Consider the following 15,330-nt stretch of genomic DNA (forward strand, 5'->3'; position numbering starts at 1 on the left):
GGAAACACGCTGAACAGCGAAACGGAGGCGGAACCACTGACACTGAAACAAGCAGCTTGAATTATCAAATTAGGCGACAACTAGCTTGAAAATTTCCGGGTTCGCCCAGTCCTTCCTTTTCAGCCTGTACAGCGAACAGTCCCTCGCTGGTCTTATAGAAGGTCACTGCCCGGCGATTGGAGTCGCCGGATTCGGAGTTCGAGAAGTTGAAGTCATCGCCATCCATGGCTGAATTGGTGACAAGCAGCCACTGGGTCTCATTTTTCTCTGGCAGGATGAAAACCGTATATACGTTGTGGCTGCTCGCAGTCGCGGTCGAGACATAGCTCTTCACGATCCGGACAACCATATCGCCGGTTTTGATGTCGTTCACGCCGTCTTTCAGCTTCAGTTCGGTCTTTGCGGCAACTGGATTGACGGTTGCGGCCCAGGCAGGGACGGTTATGCACAGTGCCGACATGGCCAGCACAGCGAATTTGCTTTTCAATTTCATGGAGTTGGCCGCAGGTGAGTAATGTTGTTGTAATTATATGTTGTTGCCAGGAAATGCCGCGCACGGGTGCCCCAGCCGGGAGGTTCAGTTTACTAAGTAACGAGCGTTCCCGAACAGACCAGCCCCTGTAGCCGGGGCATGCTGCACGTACCTGATCTGTATCGGAGGACATCATGAACTTTCCAATCAGAACTGCGCTGGCGACCATGATCGCTCTCTTCAGCGCGCAAGCTCTTGCACAAATCACGCTTTATCCACGGGAAGGCTGGCGCGGCCGCCCGGTTAACGTTACGCGCTCTATCAGCGACCTGCGCAGTGCCGGATTCGATAACCGCGCTTCGTCCGTGGTGGTTGAACGTGGCCGCTGGGAGGTTTGCCCGCTGCCCAACTTCGAAGGCGAATGCAGGATCCTGAGGCGCGGCAGTTATGAGTCGCTGGAAGGCATGGGCCTGAATGACAATATCTCGTCGATCCGCGCCGTGTCGTCACGCCGTCGAGTGGATGAAATGGCGTATGCTCCTGAACCGGCAGCCCAGCCAAATTATGAATACCGCATGCGGCCGAGCGAACGCGTGTATGAAGCGCCGATCACTTCCGCCCGCGCCGTTGTCGGCCCGCCGGAACAGCGCTGCTGGGTTGAGCGCCAGCAGGTTGAAGCCTCGGGCGGCAGCGGCACCGCGGGTGCCATTGCAGGCGCCCTCATCGGCGGTGTGCTGGGCCACCAGGTGGGCGGCGGTTCCGGCCGCGATATCGCCACTGTCGGCGGCGCGATTGCAGGTGCGGCTGTCGGCTCCAACGTCGGCCGCAACACCGGCAACCAATACGCCCAGAACGTCCAGCGCTGCGAATCGATTCCAAGCCGCACGCCGCAATATTGGGACGTGACTTACGACTTCCGCGGCACTGAACACCGCGCCCAACTCTCGACGGAACCTGGGCGCACCATCACGGTTAATCGTGATGGCGTGCCGCGCATGTAGCTGGATCAGGCCTGCTCGGCGAGCACAGCGTGGAATAGCCGGTTCAGCTCGCCGTTCACGTCGCTGCTCCGGAAGCGGACCACATCCGGCCGTTCAAGCCGCTCGAGTTCTGTCTCAATAAAGCGGTTAAGGCATGGGACTGGCTCGGAGAGTCCCATTTCCGGCGCGCCTTTCTTCTTCTCCAGCAGTGCTGCGATGGCATCGAGCAGTTCCGTCTCGCCTTCCAGCAAATGCAGCAGCTTGCCGAACTCGATCGGTGCGGGGGTGCCATAACGCTCCAGCCAGCGAACTGCCAGCAGAGGACGCAGCACGTAAAAGTACTTCTTTAATGGCACCATATCGGCGCGTAAATAGCCTCGATAGTTGGTCTTTGCCATGCTCCTATAATGGTAAGTGCCGTTTTCGCAGGAATACACCTTGGGTAGCAGCGCGCGGGCACTGTCTGCGAAACCGCCGTGCGAACGGTACAGTATTGGAGACTGGAGCCATTCCACGAATGCAGGGTTTGACTTGCGGAACAGACGCAGCGCCTTGCGGATGTCCCAGCCATTGATGTCGATCTCATCGACGATCTCGTATTCGATGACGTCGCGTTTCTCTTCCAGGTCGACTGCCACGTACCAGTCGCGCGGGTGCGCATAAATGAAGCGCACGTCGTAATCGCTGTTCGGCGAGGCAAAGCCCCAGGCTCGGCTGCCGGACTCTACTGCCAGCAAGACGCGTACATTGTGTTCGGCTTCCGCAGCCGCGAGCCGGCGCATGATTTCGGCCCGCACATCTTCAGGTATCAATTCTCTCTCCATTGCCGCTTGGAAGCAGCGGCAGCCAGGCATTATGGCGCAATCGGGGTATGATTGCGCTATGAAAGAATCAATCCGCACCAGACTTGAATCCATGCGCGCAGCGATGCGCCGCCATCAGGTTGATGCCTGCATGGTCCCTTCCTCCGATCCCCATCTGTCCGAATATTTGCCGGCGCGCTGGCAGGGGCGGGAATGGCTGTCGAGCTTTACCGGCTCGGTCGGCACTTTCATCGTCACCCAGGATTTTGCCGGCGTCTGGACGGACGGCCGCTATTGGACGCAGGCGGAAGCGGAGCTGGCCGGTACCGGCGTGCGGCTGATGAAGATATCATCGGGCGCAAGTGTGCAGTATGTGGACTGGCTGGCCGAGACCCTGAAGCCGGGCCAGGTGCTGGCCGTGGATGGTGCGGTTCTGGGCCTGTCGATTGCCCGCCTGCTGCAGGCGCGCGGTATTGCCCTGCGCACCGACCTGGACCTGCTGGAAGAGGTGTGGACCGATCGTCCCCACCTGCCGGATGCCCCGATCTTCGAGCACCAGCGTCCTTATGCCGACATGACCCGCGCGGCCAAGCTGGCGGCATTGCGGGCCGAAATGGCGCGCCAGGGAGCGACCCACCACATCATTTCGACGTTGGATGATATCGCCTACCTGTTCAACCTGCGCGGTTCGGACGTCAACTACAACCCGATCTTCCTTTCACATGCACTGGTCGACCGGGAGCGCGCCATGCTGTTCGTCGGCGCCGGCAAGATTGAGCCAGGCCTGGCGGGCTTGCTGGCGGCCGACCAGGTCTTTGTCGAGCCCTACGAAGCAGCAGCGCAGGCACTGGCCACGATCCCTGCCGGCAGCACGCTGCTGCTGGACCCGCGCCGCATTACTTTCGGCACGCGCCAGTCCGTGCCCGAGGGCGTGAAGATAATCGAAGCGGTCAATCCCACCACCTTCGCCAAGTCCCGCAAGACCGCACGCGAAGCCGATCATGTGCGGGCGACGATGGAGCAGGATGGCGCGGCCTTGTGCGAATTCTTCAGCTGGCTGGAACAAACCCTGGCTGACCAGAAGCGCGAGCCGCTGACTGAATACGCCATCGGCCAGCATCTGCTGGAAGCACGCCGCCGCCGTCCCGGCTTTGTCAGCCCAAGTTTCGGCACCATCGCAGGCTTCAATGCCAACGGCGCGATCATGCACTATCGCGCACCGGCGGAAGGCAGCGCCGTAGTGGAAGGCGATGGCTTGCTGCTGCTCGATTCCGGCGGCCAGTACACTGGCGGCACCACCGACATTACGCGCGTGGTGCCGGTGGGGGCCATCAGTGCGGAGCACAAGCGCGATTTCACCCTGGTGCTGAAGGGCATGCTGGCGCTATCCGTCGCCCGATTCCCGCGCGGCGTGAAGTCGCCGATGCTGGATGCGATCGCCCGTGCGCCGCTGTGGGCGGCCGGCATCGACTTCGGCCACGGCACCGGCCATGGCGTCGGCTTCTTCCTCAACGTGCATGAAGGCCCGCAGTCGATTTCGCCTTCCACCCCGCCGGATGCGCATACCGCAATGGAGCCGGGCATGATCACCTCCAACGAGCCCGGCATCTACCGACCCGGCAAGTGGGGCATCCGCATCGAAAACCTGGTGCTGAACGTGCCGGCGCCGGAATCGGAATTCGGCGAATTCCTGCGCTTTGAAACCCTGACCCTGTGCCCGATCGATACGCGCTGCATCGACAAATCCCTGCTGCGCGAAGACGAAGTGCGCTGGCTGAATGAATATCACGCCACAGTGCGTCAACGACTGTCCAGGCATGTCAGCGGCGACGCGCTGCGCTGGCTGAATGAAAAGACCGAGGCAATATGAGCCGCTCCACCAAAGCATCCAACGCGCTGGCCCGCCTGAAAGAGCGCTCCGGCAACCAGGCCTATTCGCTGACCATGACCGGCAGCGGCCACTTCTTCCTGACGGAAGGACCTGGCCAGCCGCCGCTTTGCGCGCCGATGGAGCTGGACGATTTTGTCGCCTTCGTCAACGCGCAAGGACCGCAAAAAGTGAAACGCGTCAGCAAACTCGATGTAGCATTCGAAAAGCAGCTCGCAGCCAAGAAAACACCAAAACCATAAAGTGAGGCGGCTATGCCCAGCATAGAGTTCCTGCGTGCTTACTGGTCGTCCGGCGAACTGGCGACCAACCTCGTGATCTTGATGAATATCGGCGGTGCGCTCCTGCTTGGCCTGCTGGTCGGCTATGAGCGCTCGTACCACGGCCGAGCGGCGGGCATGCGTACCTATGGCCTGGTGTGCATGGCGTCGGCCGCGCTGACGGTGGTATGCGGCTACCCGTCGCTGTGGTTCGGCGGCCATATGTCCGAGCTGGTGGGCACCGATCCGACCCGCGTGGTGCAGGGTATCGTAACCGGCATCGGTTTCCTGGGCGCGGGCGTGATCATGCGCGAGGGCTTCAATATCTCGGGCCTGACGACAGCTGCGTCGATCTGGGCTTCGTCGGTGATTGGCGTGTCGGTGGGGCTGGGCTTCTACCTGGGCGCCATGGGGCTGGCTTTCCTGTGCGCGATGTCGATGATCTTCCTGTCCAAGGTTGAGGCGTGGCTGCCGTCGCGCCACGCAATCGCAATCACCATGCGCTTCAAGCCGGGCTTTGAGCCGAAGGAAGACCAGTTGCGCGCCATGGCGCTGGAACGCGGTTACCAGATCGCCGGCGGCTCGCTGACCATCGGCATGGACCAGGGCAAACTGGAATGGCGCTTTGTCGCGCTGGCATTGAGCAAGCGCAGCGGTTCGCCGCTGTCGCGCATCGCGGAAGAGATGACCCATTACGAAGGCATCGACAGCTTCCAGGTCACCCACGCACGCAACTAGGAGACAGGTTTGGTCATCCATTCACAAGACGTTCTCGATTTCTGGTTCCTGCCGATCGGCGCCAAGGGCCACAATATGCAGCGCCCCGAGTGGTGGCGCAAGGACGATGCATTCGACCGCGCGATTTTCCAGCAATTCGGCGATGTGGTCGAAGAGGGGCTGCTGGGCGGGCTGCGGCAGTGGGACGATGAAGGTACGCAGGGTACGCTGGCGCGCATCATTGTGCTGGACCAGTTCACGCGCAACGTCTATCGCGGCACGCCGAAGGCCTTTGCCGGCGATGAACTGGCGCTGGAGGCGGCCAAGGCACTGGATGATTCAGGCGCCAACCAGACCTTGCCGCCGGCCCAGCGTGCGTTTTCCTACATGCCGCTTGAGCATTCGGAGAACCTGTCGATGCAGATGCGCTGTGTCGATCTGTTCGAGATGCTCGCTGCGGATTCGACGGGCTATGCAGGCATGCTGGACTTCGCGAAGAAGCATTACGAGGTGATTCGCCGCTTCGGGCGCTTCCCGCACCGCAATGCCATCCTCGGCCGCGAGTCGACGCCGGAGGAAATTGAATTCCTCAAGCAGCCGGGGTCGAGTTTCTGATGCGCGGATTGACCGTAGTTGGCGGCGGCCACGTTGGCCGCGTCCTGGGCCGCCTGTTTTCCGCGGCGGGCGCGTTTGCCGTGCAGGATGTGCTGGCACGTTCGGCCGACAGCGCGGCGCGGGCGGCTGCTTTCATCGGCAGCGGCGCCGGCGCGGTATCGTATGCTGCGTTGCGTCCGGCCGAGGTCTATATGCTGACTGTCAGCGACGACCAGATCGTGCCGGCTTGCGAAGCGCTGGCGGCGGCCGTGCCTTTGCAGGGTGCGGTGGTATTCCATTGCAGCGGGGCGCTGGCATCCGACCGGCTGCAGGCTGCGCGTGCGGCCGGCGCGTACCTCGCCAGCGTGCATCCGATCCGCAGCTTTGCCGATGTGGAGGCGGTGGCGGCGGGCTTCGCCGGCACCTTCTGCGGCGTGGAGGGCGACCGGCAAGCGCTGGACGTGCTGCTGCCTGCGCTGGCCGCGATCGGCGCGCGGGCCGTGCAAATCGACCCTGCTGCCAAGACCGTGTACCACGCTGCCGCGGTATTCGCGAGCAATTACCTGGTCACCGTGATCGACGCTGCCTTGCGTGCTTACCAGGCGGCCGGGATTCCGGAGGCTGTAGCGCGCGAGCTTGCGCGCCCGCTTGCGATAGAGTCTATGGAAAATGCCTTCCGCCTCGGCGCGGCGCCGGCGCTGACCGGGCCGGTGGCACGCGGTGATATGGCAACAGTGTTGCGGCAGCAAGATGCCGTGATGGCATGGGATGCGGCAACTGGCCAATTGTATCGCTCGCTGGTCCCGCCCACCATCGCGCTGGCGGATCGCAAACGGGCCGGCCAGCCTTGAGACTGCCCTTGCAAATCAGCAGTGCAAAAGTATAGTTGAAGAGCAGGTAATGCTTTTTGCCCTGCTACTGTTGTGGGGGAGCAAAAAGATTGCCTCAGCGAGTGACAAAATTGGGCGTTAGCAATAAGCTTGTCCACCTAAGCCACACACAGTTCTAGGGGAACGCTATGTTATTTTTGAAATCCACGTCTGTCACCAAGGCGCCTGGCATCTACGAAGTGGACATTGCCGCCAAACCGCCTGGCAAGACTTTCGGCGTGTACATGGCAACCGACCCGGATAATCCTCCGACTTCCGTGCTCGAAGCGCTGGCCGCTGGTGGCTTCAAGCAAATGCACAGCTCCGGCTACACCCACAAGGACCGTGGCAAGGTGCTGGACCTGCACTTCCAGAAGGATGGCACCGACCTGTTCAACGGCTGGAAGGCAGATGAAGCCGAGGCCAATATGGCCATCATCAACAAGATCTTCGGCGACATCGGGGTGGCGATCACCCCGCGCGTCATGTCGCTGGCTGAAGCTTACGCCTGAACTTCAATGTGATAGAGGGCCCAAGGGCAAGAGCTGAAGCGCTCGCCGACGGGCCTGCTTGCCATTTCCGGCACCCGATCGGCATCGTAAATCGCCCATAGGGGACCCAGTCCGCCCAGCGCCATCGGGGCGCCATCCATGTGGGTAGCAACGATATAGCGCTGCGCCTTGGCGCGCGCCAGCGCCACTGCCACCGCATAGCCATCGACCGCACGCAGGATCAGGTTGCTGCTGTCGCCGGCTTGCGCGCCGGCAGCTTTCAGCAGGTCTACCAGAAGCGGCCCGGACAGGACATGCGGCTTGCTATCGTATTCCAGGGTCGGCTTGATGGTGATCGCTGGCAACGCGGCCAGGGCAGCAAAATCGAAGGTGAAGGCCTTCTCGAAAGTCAGGCGCTGGCGGTGCATCATCTGGTCCGCGACGCGGTCAAAGCTGCCACGGTTCGGCTTGGCAATGGCGCCGGTCACGGTCAGCAGTGCCGGACCACGCTCAGCCTTCGGGCTAGCGGCGCCCAGCGATGGGAGGGCGCCTGCCGCTGCCACGGCGCCGAGGAATTGACGTTTGTTCATTGTTATATGATAACGCCATGGACCTGTTTTCTGCTGAAGCCGAGTTATTCCCGATTCCGATTGATGACGGCGAGCTGTATTTCATGCAGCAGCTGCCGCTGGCTGTGGATAACGCGCAAGTTATGCAGGCCCTGCTGGACGAAACGGCGTGGAAGGCGGAAACGATTTTCCTGTTTGGCCGCGAAGTGGCACAACCGCGCCTGAGCGCCTGGTACGGCGAGCAGCGCTACACCTACTCGGGCCGTACTTTCGAGCCGCTGCCGTTCACCCCGCTGCAGCGGGAAATCAAGCATGCCGTCGAGGCCGTGAGCGGCAAGCGCTTCAACAGCTTGCTGCTGAATTACTACCGTAACGAGCAGGACAGCATGGGCTTCCATAGCGATGATGAACCGGAGCTGGGCCTGCAGCCAGCCATTGCCTCGGTCAGCTTCGGCGCCACCCGTACCTTCATCCTCAAGCACAAAAAGCAGCCAAAAACCGTCAAGCTCGATCTCACTGACGGCAGCCTGCTGTTGATGGCCGGAAAACTCCAGCATTGCTGGCGGCATGGCATCAACAAGGAGCGAAAACCCCGCGGTCCGCGTATCAACCTGACATTTAGGCTTATCTGAAGCCAAGTTCGCTCATTTTGGGTTGAATATTGGTAATTCAAGCCCGCTTACAAATGCACACAATTCTTACCGCTTCGTCTCCCCCTTGAACTTTTTGCAGTGTTATCGTGCTTTCCATCGCACTTCCATAGACGAAGCGCGATCCCAAGCAAGTCCGATTTACTTTTGCTGAAAGATCACGAACATGAAAAAAATCGCATTCGCACTCATCACTTCCGCCGTTGCCCTGGGCGCGGCTTCCGTCCAGGCCCAAGAGTTGAAGCCGTACATCGGCGCGGGCGTCGTGGCGAACTCGAACAAGTACACCCTGCCCAATGACACCAGCGACGGTGACAAGAAAACCACCGAATATGGCGGCAAGATCTTCGGCGGTGTGCAGATCGACAAGACCTGGGGCGTGGAAGCTGGTTATGTAGACTTCGGCAAGCAGTCGTACAACTACACCACCGGCGCTGGCACCGGCAGCATTGAAGGCAAAGCCAAATCCTTCTACCTGGCCGGCAAAGGCACCTTCCCCATCAACCAGCAGGTTTCACTGACCGGCAAACTGGGTGTCTCGCACAACAAGAACGATGTGAATGCCACCGGCCTGGCTGCCGCGTACAACGGCGATAGCAGCCGTAACGCGCTGTACGCCGCGGTTGGCGCAGAATACGCCTTCACCGAGAAAGTGTCGGGCGTGCTGGAGTACGAACACTTCGGCAAGAACGACATTGACCAGGGCCGCCGCAAGGGCGCGTTCAACCTGGGCGTGAAGGCAAGCTTCTGAGTCGAGGGGGAGGGCAGTTCAGCTGCTTCCCCCCGCAAAGTCCCGATCGAGGCCGGGTGCGACAACGGCAGCCTTGCGCTGCCAATGTCCTTGTGCCCGCCTCACCCTCCATTCGGACATCGGGTCCGCTGCATGGGGTAGTCGAAGGCTTTTGCCTTGCCTTTCGAGACGCCTTCGATGCGCGCCTCGATGCCATCGGCGCCATCGCGCTGGTAAATGATCCGCTGCGGGAAGTCATGCTGCGGGTTTTCAAAGATCACTTCACCGTCGCCGATCGACTTGATCGGGAAGGCCGCTTCCAGCTGGCGGCTAGGCTTGGCCACATAGGCCCAGATGCCGGGTTCTGTTTCCCGGATCATGGTGTGTTCCCACTCGACCGTTTTGCCGTTCTTCACTGTGCGGGAGACGCCCAGCATGGTGCCGCCGGCCGGCAGGGTCCACATTTCCACTGAACCTTTTTCGGCGCCGGTGTGGGACCAGCAGCCGGCCAGCCAGGATAGCTTGTCGATCGGGGCCTCGTGCGCAATGGCGCCTGCGCTGGCCAGTACCAGTCCACAGAGGAATTGCTTGCGCATTTGGGGCTCCTTTTCTAAAAACCGGTAAACCGGGGTCAGGCACAAGTGCCTGACCCCAATGATCTTGCAGCCAGCGGCTTCGGTATGCCCGTGTTAGCCGTGCAGCGGCTTGTAACGAATACGCTTCGGCTTCGCGCCTTCCTCACCCAGGCGCTTCTTCTTGTCGGCTTCGTATTCCTGGTAGTTACCCGCAAAGAAGGTAGCCTGGGAATCGCCTTCAAAGGCCAGGATGTGGGTGGCGATACGGTCCAGGAACCAGCGGTCGTGGGAGATCACCATCACGGAACCGGCAAATTCCAGCAGCGCATCTTCCAGCGCACGCAGGGTTTCCACGTCCAGGTCGTTGGACGGTTCGTCCAGCAGCAGTACGTTGCCGCCCATCAGCAGGGTCTTGGCCAGGTGCAGGCGGCCACGCTCACCGCCGGACAGGTTGCCAACGATCTTCTGCTGGTCCGAGCCTTTGAAGTTGAAGCGTCCCACATAAGCGCGCGACGGCATTTCGAAACGGCCCACGCTCAGGATGTCGGCGCCGCCGGACACTGCCTCGAACACGGTCTTCTCGTTGTCCAGCTTGTCGCGGCTCTGGTCCACCAGCGAAATCTTGGCAGTCTTGCCGATTGCCACTTCGCCGCTGTCCGGTTGTTCGATGCCGGCGATCATCTTGAACAGGGTCGACTTACCGGCGCCGTTCGGGCCGATGATGCCGACGATCGCGCCCGGCGGCACGGTGAAGGACAGGTTGTCGATCAGCAGGCGGTCGCCAAACGATTTGCTGACGTTCTTGAACTCGATGACATCGTTACCCAGGCGTTCGGCCACAGGGATGAAAATCTCCTGGGTCTCGTTGCGCTTCTGGTATTCGTATTCGCTCAGTTCATTGAAGCGCGCCATACGGGCCTTGGATTTGGCCTGGCGTGCCTTCGGATTCTGGCGCGACCATTCCAATTCCTTCTGCAGCGCTTTCTGGCGTGCGGATTCGGTCGCTTCTTCCTGCTTCAGTCGGTCCTGCTTCTGGTCCAGCCACGAAGAGTAGTTGCCCTTCCACGGGATGCCGTGGCCGCGGTCCAGTTCCAGGATCCATTCGGCGGCGTTGTCCAGGAAGTAGCGATCGTGGGTGATGCCAACCACGGTGCCTGGGAAGCGCACCAGGAACTGTTCCAGCCATTCCACGGATTCCGCGTCCAGGTGGTTGGTCGGTTCGTCGAGCAGCAGCATGTCCGGCTTGGACAGCAATAGCTTGCACAGCGCCACGCGGCGCTTCTCACCGCCGGACAGCACGCTGATCTTCTGGTCCCATGGTGGCAGGCGCAGCGCGTCGGCAGCCATTTCAAGTTGCAGGTTCAGGTTGCCGCCGTCGGCAGCGGCGATGATCGATTCCAGGCGCTCCTGCTCTTTGGCCAGCGCGTCGAAGTCAGCGTCTTCTTCCGCGTAGGCGGCGTAGACGGCTTCCAGCAGGGCTTGCGCATTAAAGGCTTCGCCCAGGCCGGATTCCACTTCCTGGCGTACGGTTTTTTCAGGATCCAGCTGCGGTTCCTGCGGCAGGTAGCCGATGTTCAGGCCCGGCATCGGGCGTGCTTCGCCCTGGATGTCGGTGTCGATGCCTGCCATGATTTTCAGCAGGGACGATTTGCCGGAGCCGTTCAGGCCCAGCACGCCGATCTTGGCGCCCGGGAAGAAGGACAGCGAGATGTCCTTCAGAATCTGGCGTTTCGGTGGGACGATTTTGCCCACGCGGTTCATGGTATAGACGTAATTGGCCACGGTATGTGTTCTTGTCGGTTCGTAAAGGCGCTAGTTTAGCGCATTGTGGTGGCGCATAAAAAAAGACCCGGCGCTTGCCGGGTCCTTTCAGTCTCTGGTGCGAGTACTTATGCTTTGCGGCGGCGCGTCGTGGCCAATGCAGCCAGGCCCAGGCCGGTCAGCAACAGGCTGGTCGGCACAGGTACCTGGGCTGGCGGCACAGCTTCCTGCGCTTCGAAGTCAAGGCGCACGTCGGTCACATTGAATTGTCCCAGGACGGAATTCACGGACAGGTTCAGGATGCCGTCCACAAGCAGGTCATTCAAAGCCAGGGAATCCAGGTTCAGTTGCACCACCAGGTCGCCGCTCAGGGAATCGTAGTGGCTGATGAACTGGTTGTACCAGCGGTTGTAGCCGCCATTCTCGCTGCCGGTCTTTTTCTTGGTGTCTTCGATTTTTCCACTGTCGCTGTTGAAGGCATTGTGATCTTCCGCAGAGTCGGTGCCCGAGGCACCACCGGCGGTGACCTTCATCTGGTCGGCGATGGAGTCGCTGTAGTTGGTGTTGAATTGCTTGACATGGAAATTGTCGTTGACGACCTTGCACTGGCCTTTGTTGCAGTCGGTGGTCACACGGTCTTCCGAGTAATTCACGTTCGTCACGGACGAACCAGTGATATCGAAGTCGGCGGAGGAAAAGCCGGATACGGTCAGCACGCCGGAGCTGATCGACGAGCTTGCCAGGCCTTTGCCCGCCAGCAGGCTGTTCACGTCGATTTGCAAGTTCCGGCTTTGGCCAGTCGTCAGGTATTGATCAAGCGACAGTGCGGACGACAGCGGCATTGCTGCAGCCTGGACAGATGCTGCGCAGAACAAGGCGGCGATACCTACCAGAAACTTTTTGCTAACCATTATTGCTCTCCCGAAGTGATACCAGGAAATAAGCAATTGCCATGCCAGAGTGCAAGGAAATTTCCCTAGGTCATTGATTCAATTACGGAAAAGTCAATTGAGTGAAAGTAATTGCGATTGCCATTGTGCTAACGCTGTAAGAATTTCCGACACTCAACTCGCCTTTCTGCTGGTTAACCATCCCTCCAGCATATAGATCGCCAACGCGCTCCAGATGAACAGGAAACCCACCAGCCGGTTCGAAGAAAACGCCTCGTGGAAGACCCAGACGCCCAGCAGCATCTGCAGCGAAGGGGACATGTATTGCAGCATGCCCAGCACCGACATCGGAATACGCCGCGCGCCTGCAGCAAACAGCAGCAGCGGAATCGCCGTGGTCGGACCCGCTGCTGCCAGCAGCCAGCGCGTGCTGTCCGATTCGGCATTCAGGAACACGCTCTGGCCGTGGTACACCAGCCAGCCGAGGTAAGCGACCGCCAGCGGGAACAGGATCATGGTTTCAAACGACAGGCCTTCCAGCGCCGCCAGCGCAGCAGTCTTGCGCAACAAGCCATAGGCACCAAAACTCAAGGCCAGCACCAGGGCGATATACGGGACCTGCCCGGCTTGCCAGGTCAGCCAGGCCACGCCCGTGGCTGCGACGCCGATGGCGATCCACTGGCCGCGGCGCAACTTCTCCTTCAGCACCAGCATGCCCAACAGCACATTCACCAACGGATTGATGAAATAGCCCAGGCTGGCATCCACCACGTGGCCGTTGTTGACGGCCCAGATGTACACAAACCAGTTCGCGCTCAACAGGAAAGCGCTGGCCAGGAAGCTGCCCACCACTTTGGGCTGGCGCAACACTTGCGGCAGCCATTTCCACTGACGCCGCACCGCCAGTACCAGCATCAGGAACAGCAGCGACCACGCCATGCGATGGGCGAGGATCTCGGACGCCGGTACATTCTTAATTGCGTGAAAATACAGGGGGAACAGGCCCCAGGACAGGAAAGCGCCTGCGGCGTACAGCATGCCGGTATTCATGAGAGCGATGATTTTCTATGCGTAAAGGTGGAAAATAGCATACTCGCCAAGTTTTCACCGGCGGCGTAAAAAACTTGCAAAAGGCCTATAGTTGGCCTATTGTGCGATGCACCAAAACCAATTTTGGGTGGAATCTTGTCACAACATAAGAAAAGCAGCGTAGCTGCACTGACGCTGGCCGCCATTGGCATCGTCTACGGCGATATCGGCACCAGCCCTCTCTATACCCTCAAAACCGTCTTCGACCCGACCCACGGGCTGGCCCTCAACCAACCCAACCTGCTGGGCATCATTTCCCTGATCTTCTGGAGCCTGACGCTGATCGTCTCGCTCAAGTACGTCAGCCTGGTGCTGCGCGCCGACAACCGTGGCGAAGGGGGCATCATGGCGCTGATGGCGCTGGCCCTCAATTCCGTCAACAAGGCCGCGCCGAAAGCACACTTCCCGCTACTGCTGATCGGCACCTTTGGCGCCACCATGTTCTATGGCGACTCCGTCATCACCCCAGCCATTTCCGTGCTGGGCGCGATCGAGGGCCTGGAAGTTGCGGCACCGGGCCTGGCACAATATGTGGTGCCGCTGACCATTGTCGTGCTGGTGACGCTGTACTCGGTGCAGCGCCATGGCACGGCCGGCATTGGCCGGTTCTTCGGGCCGATCATGCTGATCTGGTTTGTCGTGCTGGCCGCCATGGGCGTGGTGAACATCATCGACACCCCGGCCATCCTTTCGGCGCTGAATCCTTACTATGCCATCATCTTCATGCGCGACAACGGCTTCATCGCCTTCGTTGCGCTGGGCGCGGTGGTGCTGGCCATTACCGGCGCTGAAGCGCTGTATGCCGATATGGGCCACTTCGGCAAGAAGCCGATCCGCATGGCCTGGTTCTGGGTCTGCTTCCCATCGCTGATCCTGAACTACCTGGGGCAGGGCGCGCTGCTGATCCGCAGCCCTGAAGCCATCTCCAACCCATTCTTCAACCAGTTGGGCGCGTGGAGCGTGTACCCGCTGGTGGTGCTGTCCACGGCTGCCGCGGTGATCGCATCGCAAGCCACGATTTCCGGTTCATTCTCGATGACCAAGCAGGCGATTGCGCTCGGCATGCTGCCGCGCATGCGCGTGCAGCACACCTCCGCCAGCGAGATCGGCCAGATTTATATCCCTGTGGTGAACTGGCTGCAGCTGATCGTGGTGCTGATTGCAGTGATCAGCTTCAAGAGCTCGGATAACCTGGCCAGCGCCTACGGTATCGCCGTGACCGCGACCATGTTCGCCACCACCATCCTGACCTTCTTCGTGATCCGCTACCGCTGGCACCTGCCGCTGGCGCTGTGTTTCGGCGCGACCGGCTTCTTCATCGTGATGGACGTGATGCTGTTCTCGTCTTCCGCACTGAAGCTGTTCCACGGCGGCTGGTTCCCGCTGCTGCTTGGTACTGCGCTGTTCACCACCATGCTGACCTGGCGCACCGGCCGCGAGCTGGTGTTCAAGAACCTGGAAAAGCACGCCATCCCGCTGGAAGAATTCCTGAACTCCCTGTTCATGGCGCCGCCGACCCGCGTGCCGGGTACCGCGGTGTTCCTGCGCGGCGAGAGCGATGGCGTGCCGCACGCGCTGCTGCACAACCTGTCGCACAACAAGGTGCTGCATGAACGCGTGGTGTTCTTCACCGTGCATATCGTGGAAGAGCCTTACGTTCCGCCTTCGGAACAGGTACGCGTCACGGCCCTGGGCCACGAATGCTACCAGCTGAGTATCAATTACGGCTTCAAGGATGAGCCGGATGTGCCGGCCATCATGGCCCTGTGCGAAGAAAAAGGCCTGAAGTTTGAGATGATGGAAACGTCCTTCTTCATCGCGCGCCAGACCGTGATCTCGTCGCCGGGCGATGGCATGGCGCCATGGCGCGAGCACCTGTTCGTGGCGATGTCGCGCAATGCACGCGCGGCGGCGGACTACTACCAGATCCCGCCAAACCGCGTCATCGAACTCGGCACGCAAGTGGAGATCTAAAAAAAAAACGGCCTGCGG

Annotated in this window: 17 protein-coding genes; 10 read left to right on the forward strand and 7 right to left on the reverse strand. The window is 60.5% G+C overall.

The features are described 5' to 3' along the window. Positions 1–64 precede the first annotated feature (64 nt). Complete coding sequence (locus ASE26_RS16880) at positions 65–493, reverse strand: hypothetical protein (protein WP_057246605.1); 429 nt, start codon at positions 491–493, stop codon at positions 65–67. 173 nt (positions 494–666) lie between these two features. Between ASE26_RS16880 and ASE26_RS31960 the strand changes: the two genes are divergently transcribed. Beyond that, positions 667–1,473 carry a beta/gamma crystallin-related protein gene (locus ASE26_RS31960; protein WP_055927177.1) on the forward strand — a complete coding sequence of 269 codons (807 nt, stop codon included), beginning with the start codon at positions 667–669 and terminating at the stop codon, positions 1,471–1,473. Positions 1,474–1,478: 5 nt separating this feature from the next. On the opposite strand, the gene ASE26_RS16890 is transcribed toward ASE26_RS31960, so the two are convergent. Further along, positions 1,479–2,264, reverse strand: a complete 786-nt coding sequence (locus tag ASE26_RS16890) for a nucleotidyltransferase domain-containing protein (protein ID WP_057246606.1) — start codon at positions 2,262–2,264, stop codon at positions 1,479–1,481. A 70-nt stretch (positions 2,265–2,334) separates the two neighbouring features. Between ASE26_RS16890 and ASE26_RS16895 the strand changes: the two genes are divergently transcribed. The 6 genes from ASE26_RS16895 (at position 2,335) to ASE26_RS16920 (ending at position 7,095) form a co-directional block, all read left to right on the forward strand. After that, positions 2,335–4,125, forward strand: a complete 1,791-nt coding sequence (locus tag ASE26_RS16895; protein WP_200953773.1) for an aminopeptidase P family protein — start codon at positions 2,335–2,337, stop codon at positions 4,123–4,125. Continuing rightward, positions 4,122–4,385, forward strand: coding sequence for a hypothetical protein (locus tag ASE26_RS16900; RefSeq protein ID WP_055927168.1), 264 nt, complete (start codon positions 4,122–4,124; stop codon positions 4,383–4,385). The genes ASE26_RS16895 and ASE26_RS16900 overlap by 4 nt, the downstream gene beginning before the upstream one ends. Positions 4,386–4,397: 12 nt before the next feature. Further along, positions 4,398–5,141, forward strand: a complete 744-nt coding sequence (locus ASE26_RS16905; RefSeq protein ID WP_055927165.1) for an MgtC/SapB family protein — start codon at positions 4,398–4,400, stop codon at positions 5,139–5,141. Between the two features lie 9 nt (positions 5,142–5,150). Next, entirely contained in the window at positions 5,151–5,735 is a 585-nt protein-coding gene (locus ASE26_RS16910) for a DUF924 family protein (protein ID WP_307143412.1), read from the forward strand. Then, complete coding sequence (locus ASE26_RS16915; protein WP_057246607.1) at positions 5,735–6,565, forward strand: Rossmann-like and DUF2520 domain-containing protein; 831 nt, start codon at positions 5,735–5,737, stop codon at positions 6,563–6,565. The genes ASE26_RS16910 and ASE26_RS16915 overlap by 1 nt, the downstream gene beginning before the upstream one ends. 167 nt (positions 6,566–6,732) lie before the next feature. Continuing rightward, a complete protein-coding gene (locus tag ASE26_RS16920) occupies positions 6,733–7,095 on the forward strand; it encodes a hypothetical protein (protein ID WP_055927160.1) in 363 nt (120 codons plus the stop codon). On the opposite strand, the gene ASE26_RS16925 is transcribed toward ASE26_RS16920, so the two are convergent. Continuing rightward, positions 7,086–7,664, reverse strand: coding sequence for a hypothetical protein (locus tag ASE26_RS16925; protein WP_055927156.1), 579 nt, complete (start codon positions 7,662–7,664; stop codon positions 7,086–7,088). The two genes, ASE26_RS16920 and ASE26_RS16925, sit on opposite strands and share 10 nt — an antisense overlap. A gap of 17 nt (positions 7,665–7,681) precedes the next feature. Between ASE26_RS16925 and ASE26_RS16930 the strand changes: the two genes are divergently transcribed. Together ASE26_RS16930 and ASE26_RS16935 are read left to right on the forward strand one after the other, a co-directional pair. After that, complete coding sequence (locus ASE26_RS16930; RefSeq protein ID WP_055927153.1) at positions 7,682–8,275, forward strand: alpha-ketoglutarate-dependent dioxygenase AlkB; 594 nt, start codon at positions 7,682–7,684, stop codon at positions 8,273–8,275. 184 nt (positions 8,276–8,459) lie between these two features. Continuing rightward, entirely contained in the window at positions 8,460–9,044 is a 585-nt protein-coding gene (locus ASE26_RS16935) for a porin family protein (RefSeq protein ID WP_055927149.1), read from the forward strand. 101 nt (positions 9,045–9,145) lie between these two features. On the opposite strand, the gene ASE26_RS16940 is transcribed toward ASE26_RS16935, so the two are convergent. The 4 genes from ASE26_RS16940 to rarD form a co-directional block, all read right to left on the reverse strand. Continuing rightward, complete coding sequence (locus ASE26_RS16940) at positions 9,146–9,619, reverse strand: DUF6265 family protein (protein ID WP_055927146.1); 474 nt, start codon at positions 9,617–9,619, stop codon at positions 9,146–9,148. Positions 9,620–9,712: 93 nt separating this feature from the next. After that, entirely contained in the window at positions 9,713–11,380 is a 1,668-nt protein-coding gene (ettA, locus tag ASE26_RS16945; RefSeq protein WP_055927143.1) for an energy-dependent translational throttle protein EttA, read from the reverse strand. A 107-nt stretch (positions 11,381–11,487) separates the two neighbouring features. After that, the gene (locus ASE26_RS16950; RefSeq protein ID WP_055927140.1) at positions 11,488–12,270 is read right to left on the reverse strand and encodes a PEP-CTERM sorting domain-containing protein; all 783 of its coding nucleotides are present in this window, start codon (positions 12,268–12,270) and stop codon (positions 11,488–11,490) included. A gap of 153 nt (positions 12,271–12,423) precedes the next feature. After that, a complete protein-coding gene (gene rarD / locus ASE26_RS16955; protein WP_055927137.1) occupies positions 12,424–13,299 on the reverse strand; it encodes an EamA family transporter RarD in 876 nt (291 codons plus the stop codon). Positions 13,300–13,431: 132 nt separating this feature from the next. Here rarD and ASE26_RS16960 point away from each other — a divergent pair, with 132 nt between their 5' ends. Continuing rightward, entirely contained in the window at positions 13,432–15,312 is a 1,881-nt protein-coding gene (locus ASE26_RS16960; RefSeq protein WP_055927383.1) for a potassium transporter Kup, read from the forward strand. The last annotated feature ends 18 nt before the right edge of the window (positions 15,313–15,330 follow it).

The organism is Duganella sp. Root198D2 (assembly GCF_001428585.1).
GTDB lineage: Bacteria > Pseudomonadota > Gammaproteobacteria > Burkholderiales > Burkholderiaceae_D > Rugamonas.

Coding starts and splice junctions, on each gene's coding strand:
- ASE26_RS31960 (WP_055927177.1), top strand. CDS start 667: ATGAACTTTCCAATCAGAACTGCGCTGGCGACCATGATCGCTCTCTTC.
- ASE26_RS16935 (WP_055927149.1), top strand. CDS start 8,460: ATGAAAAAAATCGCATTCGCACTCATCACTTCCGCCGTTGCCCTGGGC.
- rarD (WP_055927137.1), bottom strand. CDS start 13,299: ATGAATACCGGCATGCTGTACGCCGCAGGCGCTTTCCTGTCCTGGGGC.
- ASE26_RS16900 (WP_055927168.1), top strand. CDS start 4,122: ATGAGCCGCTCCACCAAAGCATCCAACGCGCTGGCCCGCCTGAAAGAG.
- ASE26_RS16915 (WP_057246607.1), top strand. CDS start 5,735: ATGCGCGGATTGACCGTAGTTGGCGGCGGCCACGTTGGCCGCGTCCTG.
- ASE26_RS16925 (WP_055927156.1), bottom strand. CDS start 7,664: ATGAACAAACGTCAATTCCTCGGCGCCGTGGCAGCGGCAGGCGCCCTC.
- ASE26_RS16930 (WP_055927153.1), top strand. CDS start 7,682: ATGGACCTGTTTTCTGCTGAAGCCGAGTTATTCCCGATTCCGATTGAT.
- ASE26_RS16895 (WP_200953773.1), top strand. CDS start 2,335: ATGAAAGAATCAATCCGCACCAGACTTGAATCCATGCGCGCAGCGATG.
- ASE26_RS16905 (WP_055927165.1), top strand. CDS start 4,398: ATGCCCAGCATAGAGTTCCTGCGTGCTTACTGGTCGTCCGGCGAACTG.
- ASE26_RS16940 (WP_055927146.1), bottom strand. CDS start 9,619: ATGCGCAAGCAATTCCTCTGTGGACTGGTACTGGCCAGCGCAGGCGCC.
- ASE26_RS16880 (WP_057246605.1), bottom strand. CDS start 493: ATGAAATTGAAAAGCAAATTCGCTGTGCTGGCCATGTCGGCACTGTGC.
- ASE26_RS16950 (WP_055927140.1), bottom strand. CDS start 12,270: ATGGTTAGCAAAAAGTTTCTGGTAGGTATCGCCGCCTTGTTCTGCGCA.
- ASE26_RS16920 (WP_055927160.1), top strand. CDS start 6,733: ATGTTATTTTTGAAATCCACGTCTGTCACCAAGGCGCCTGGCATCTAC.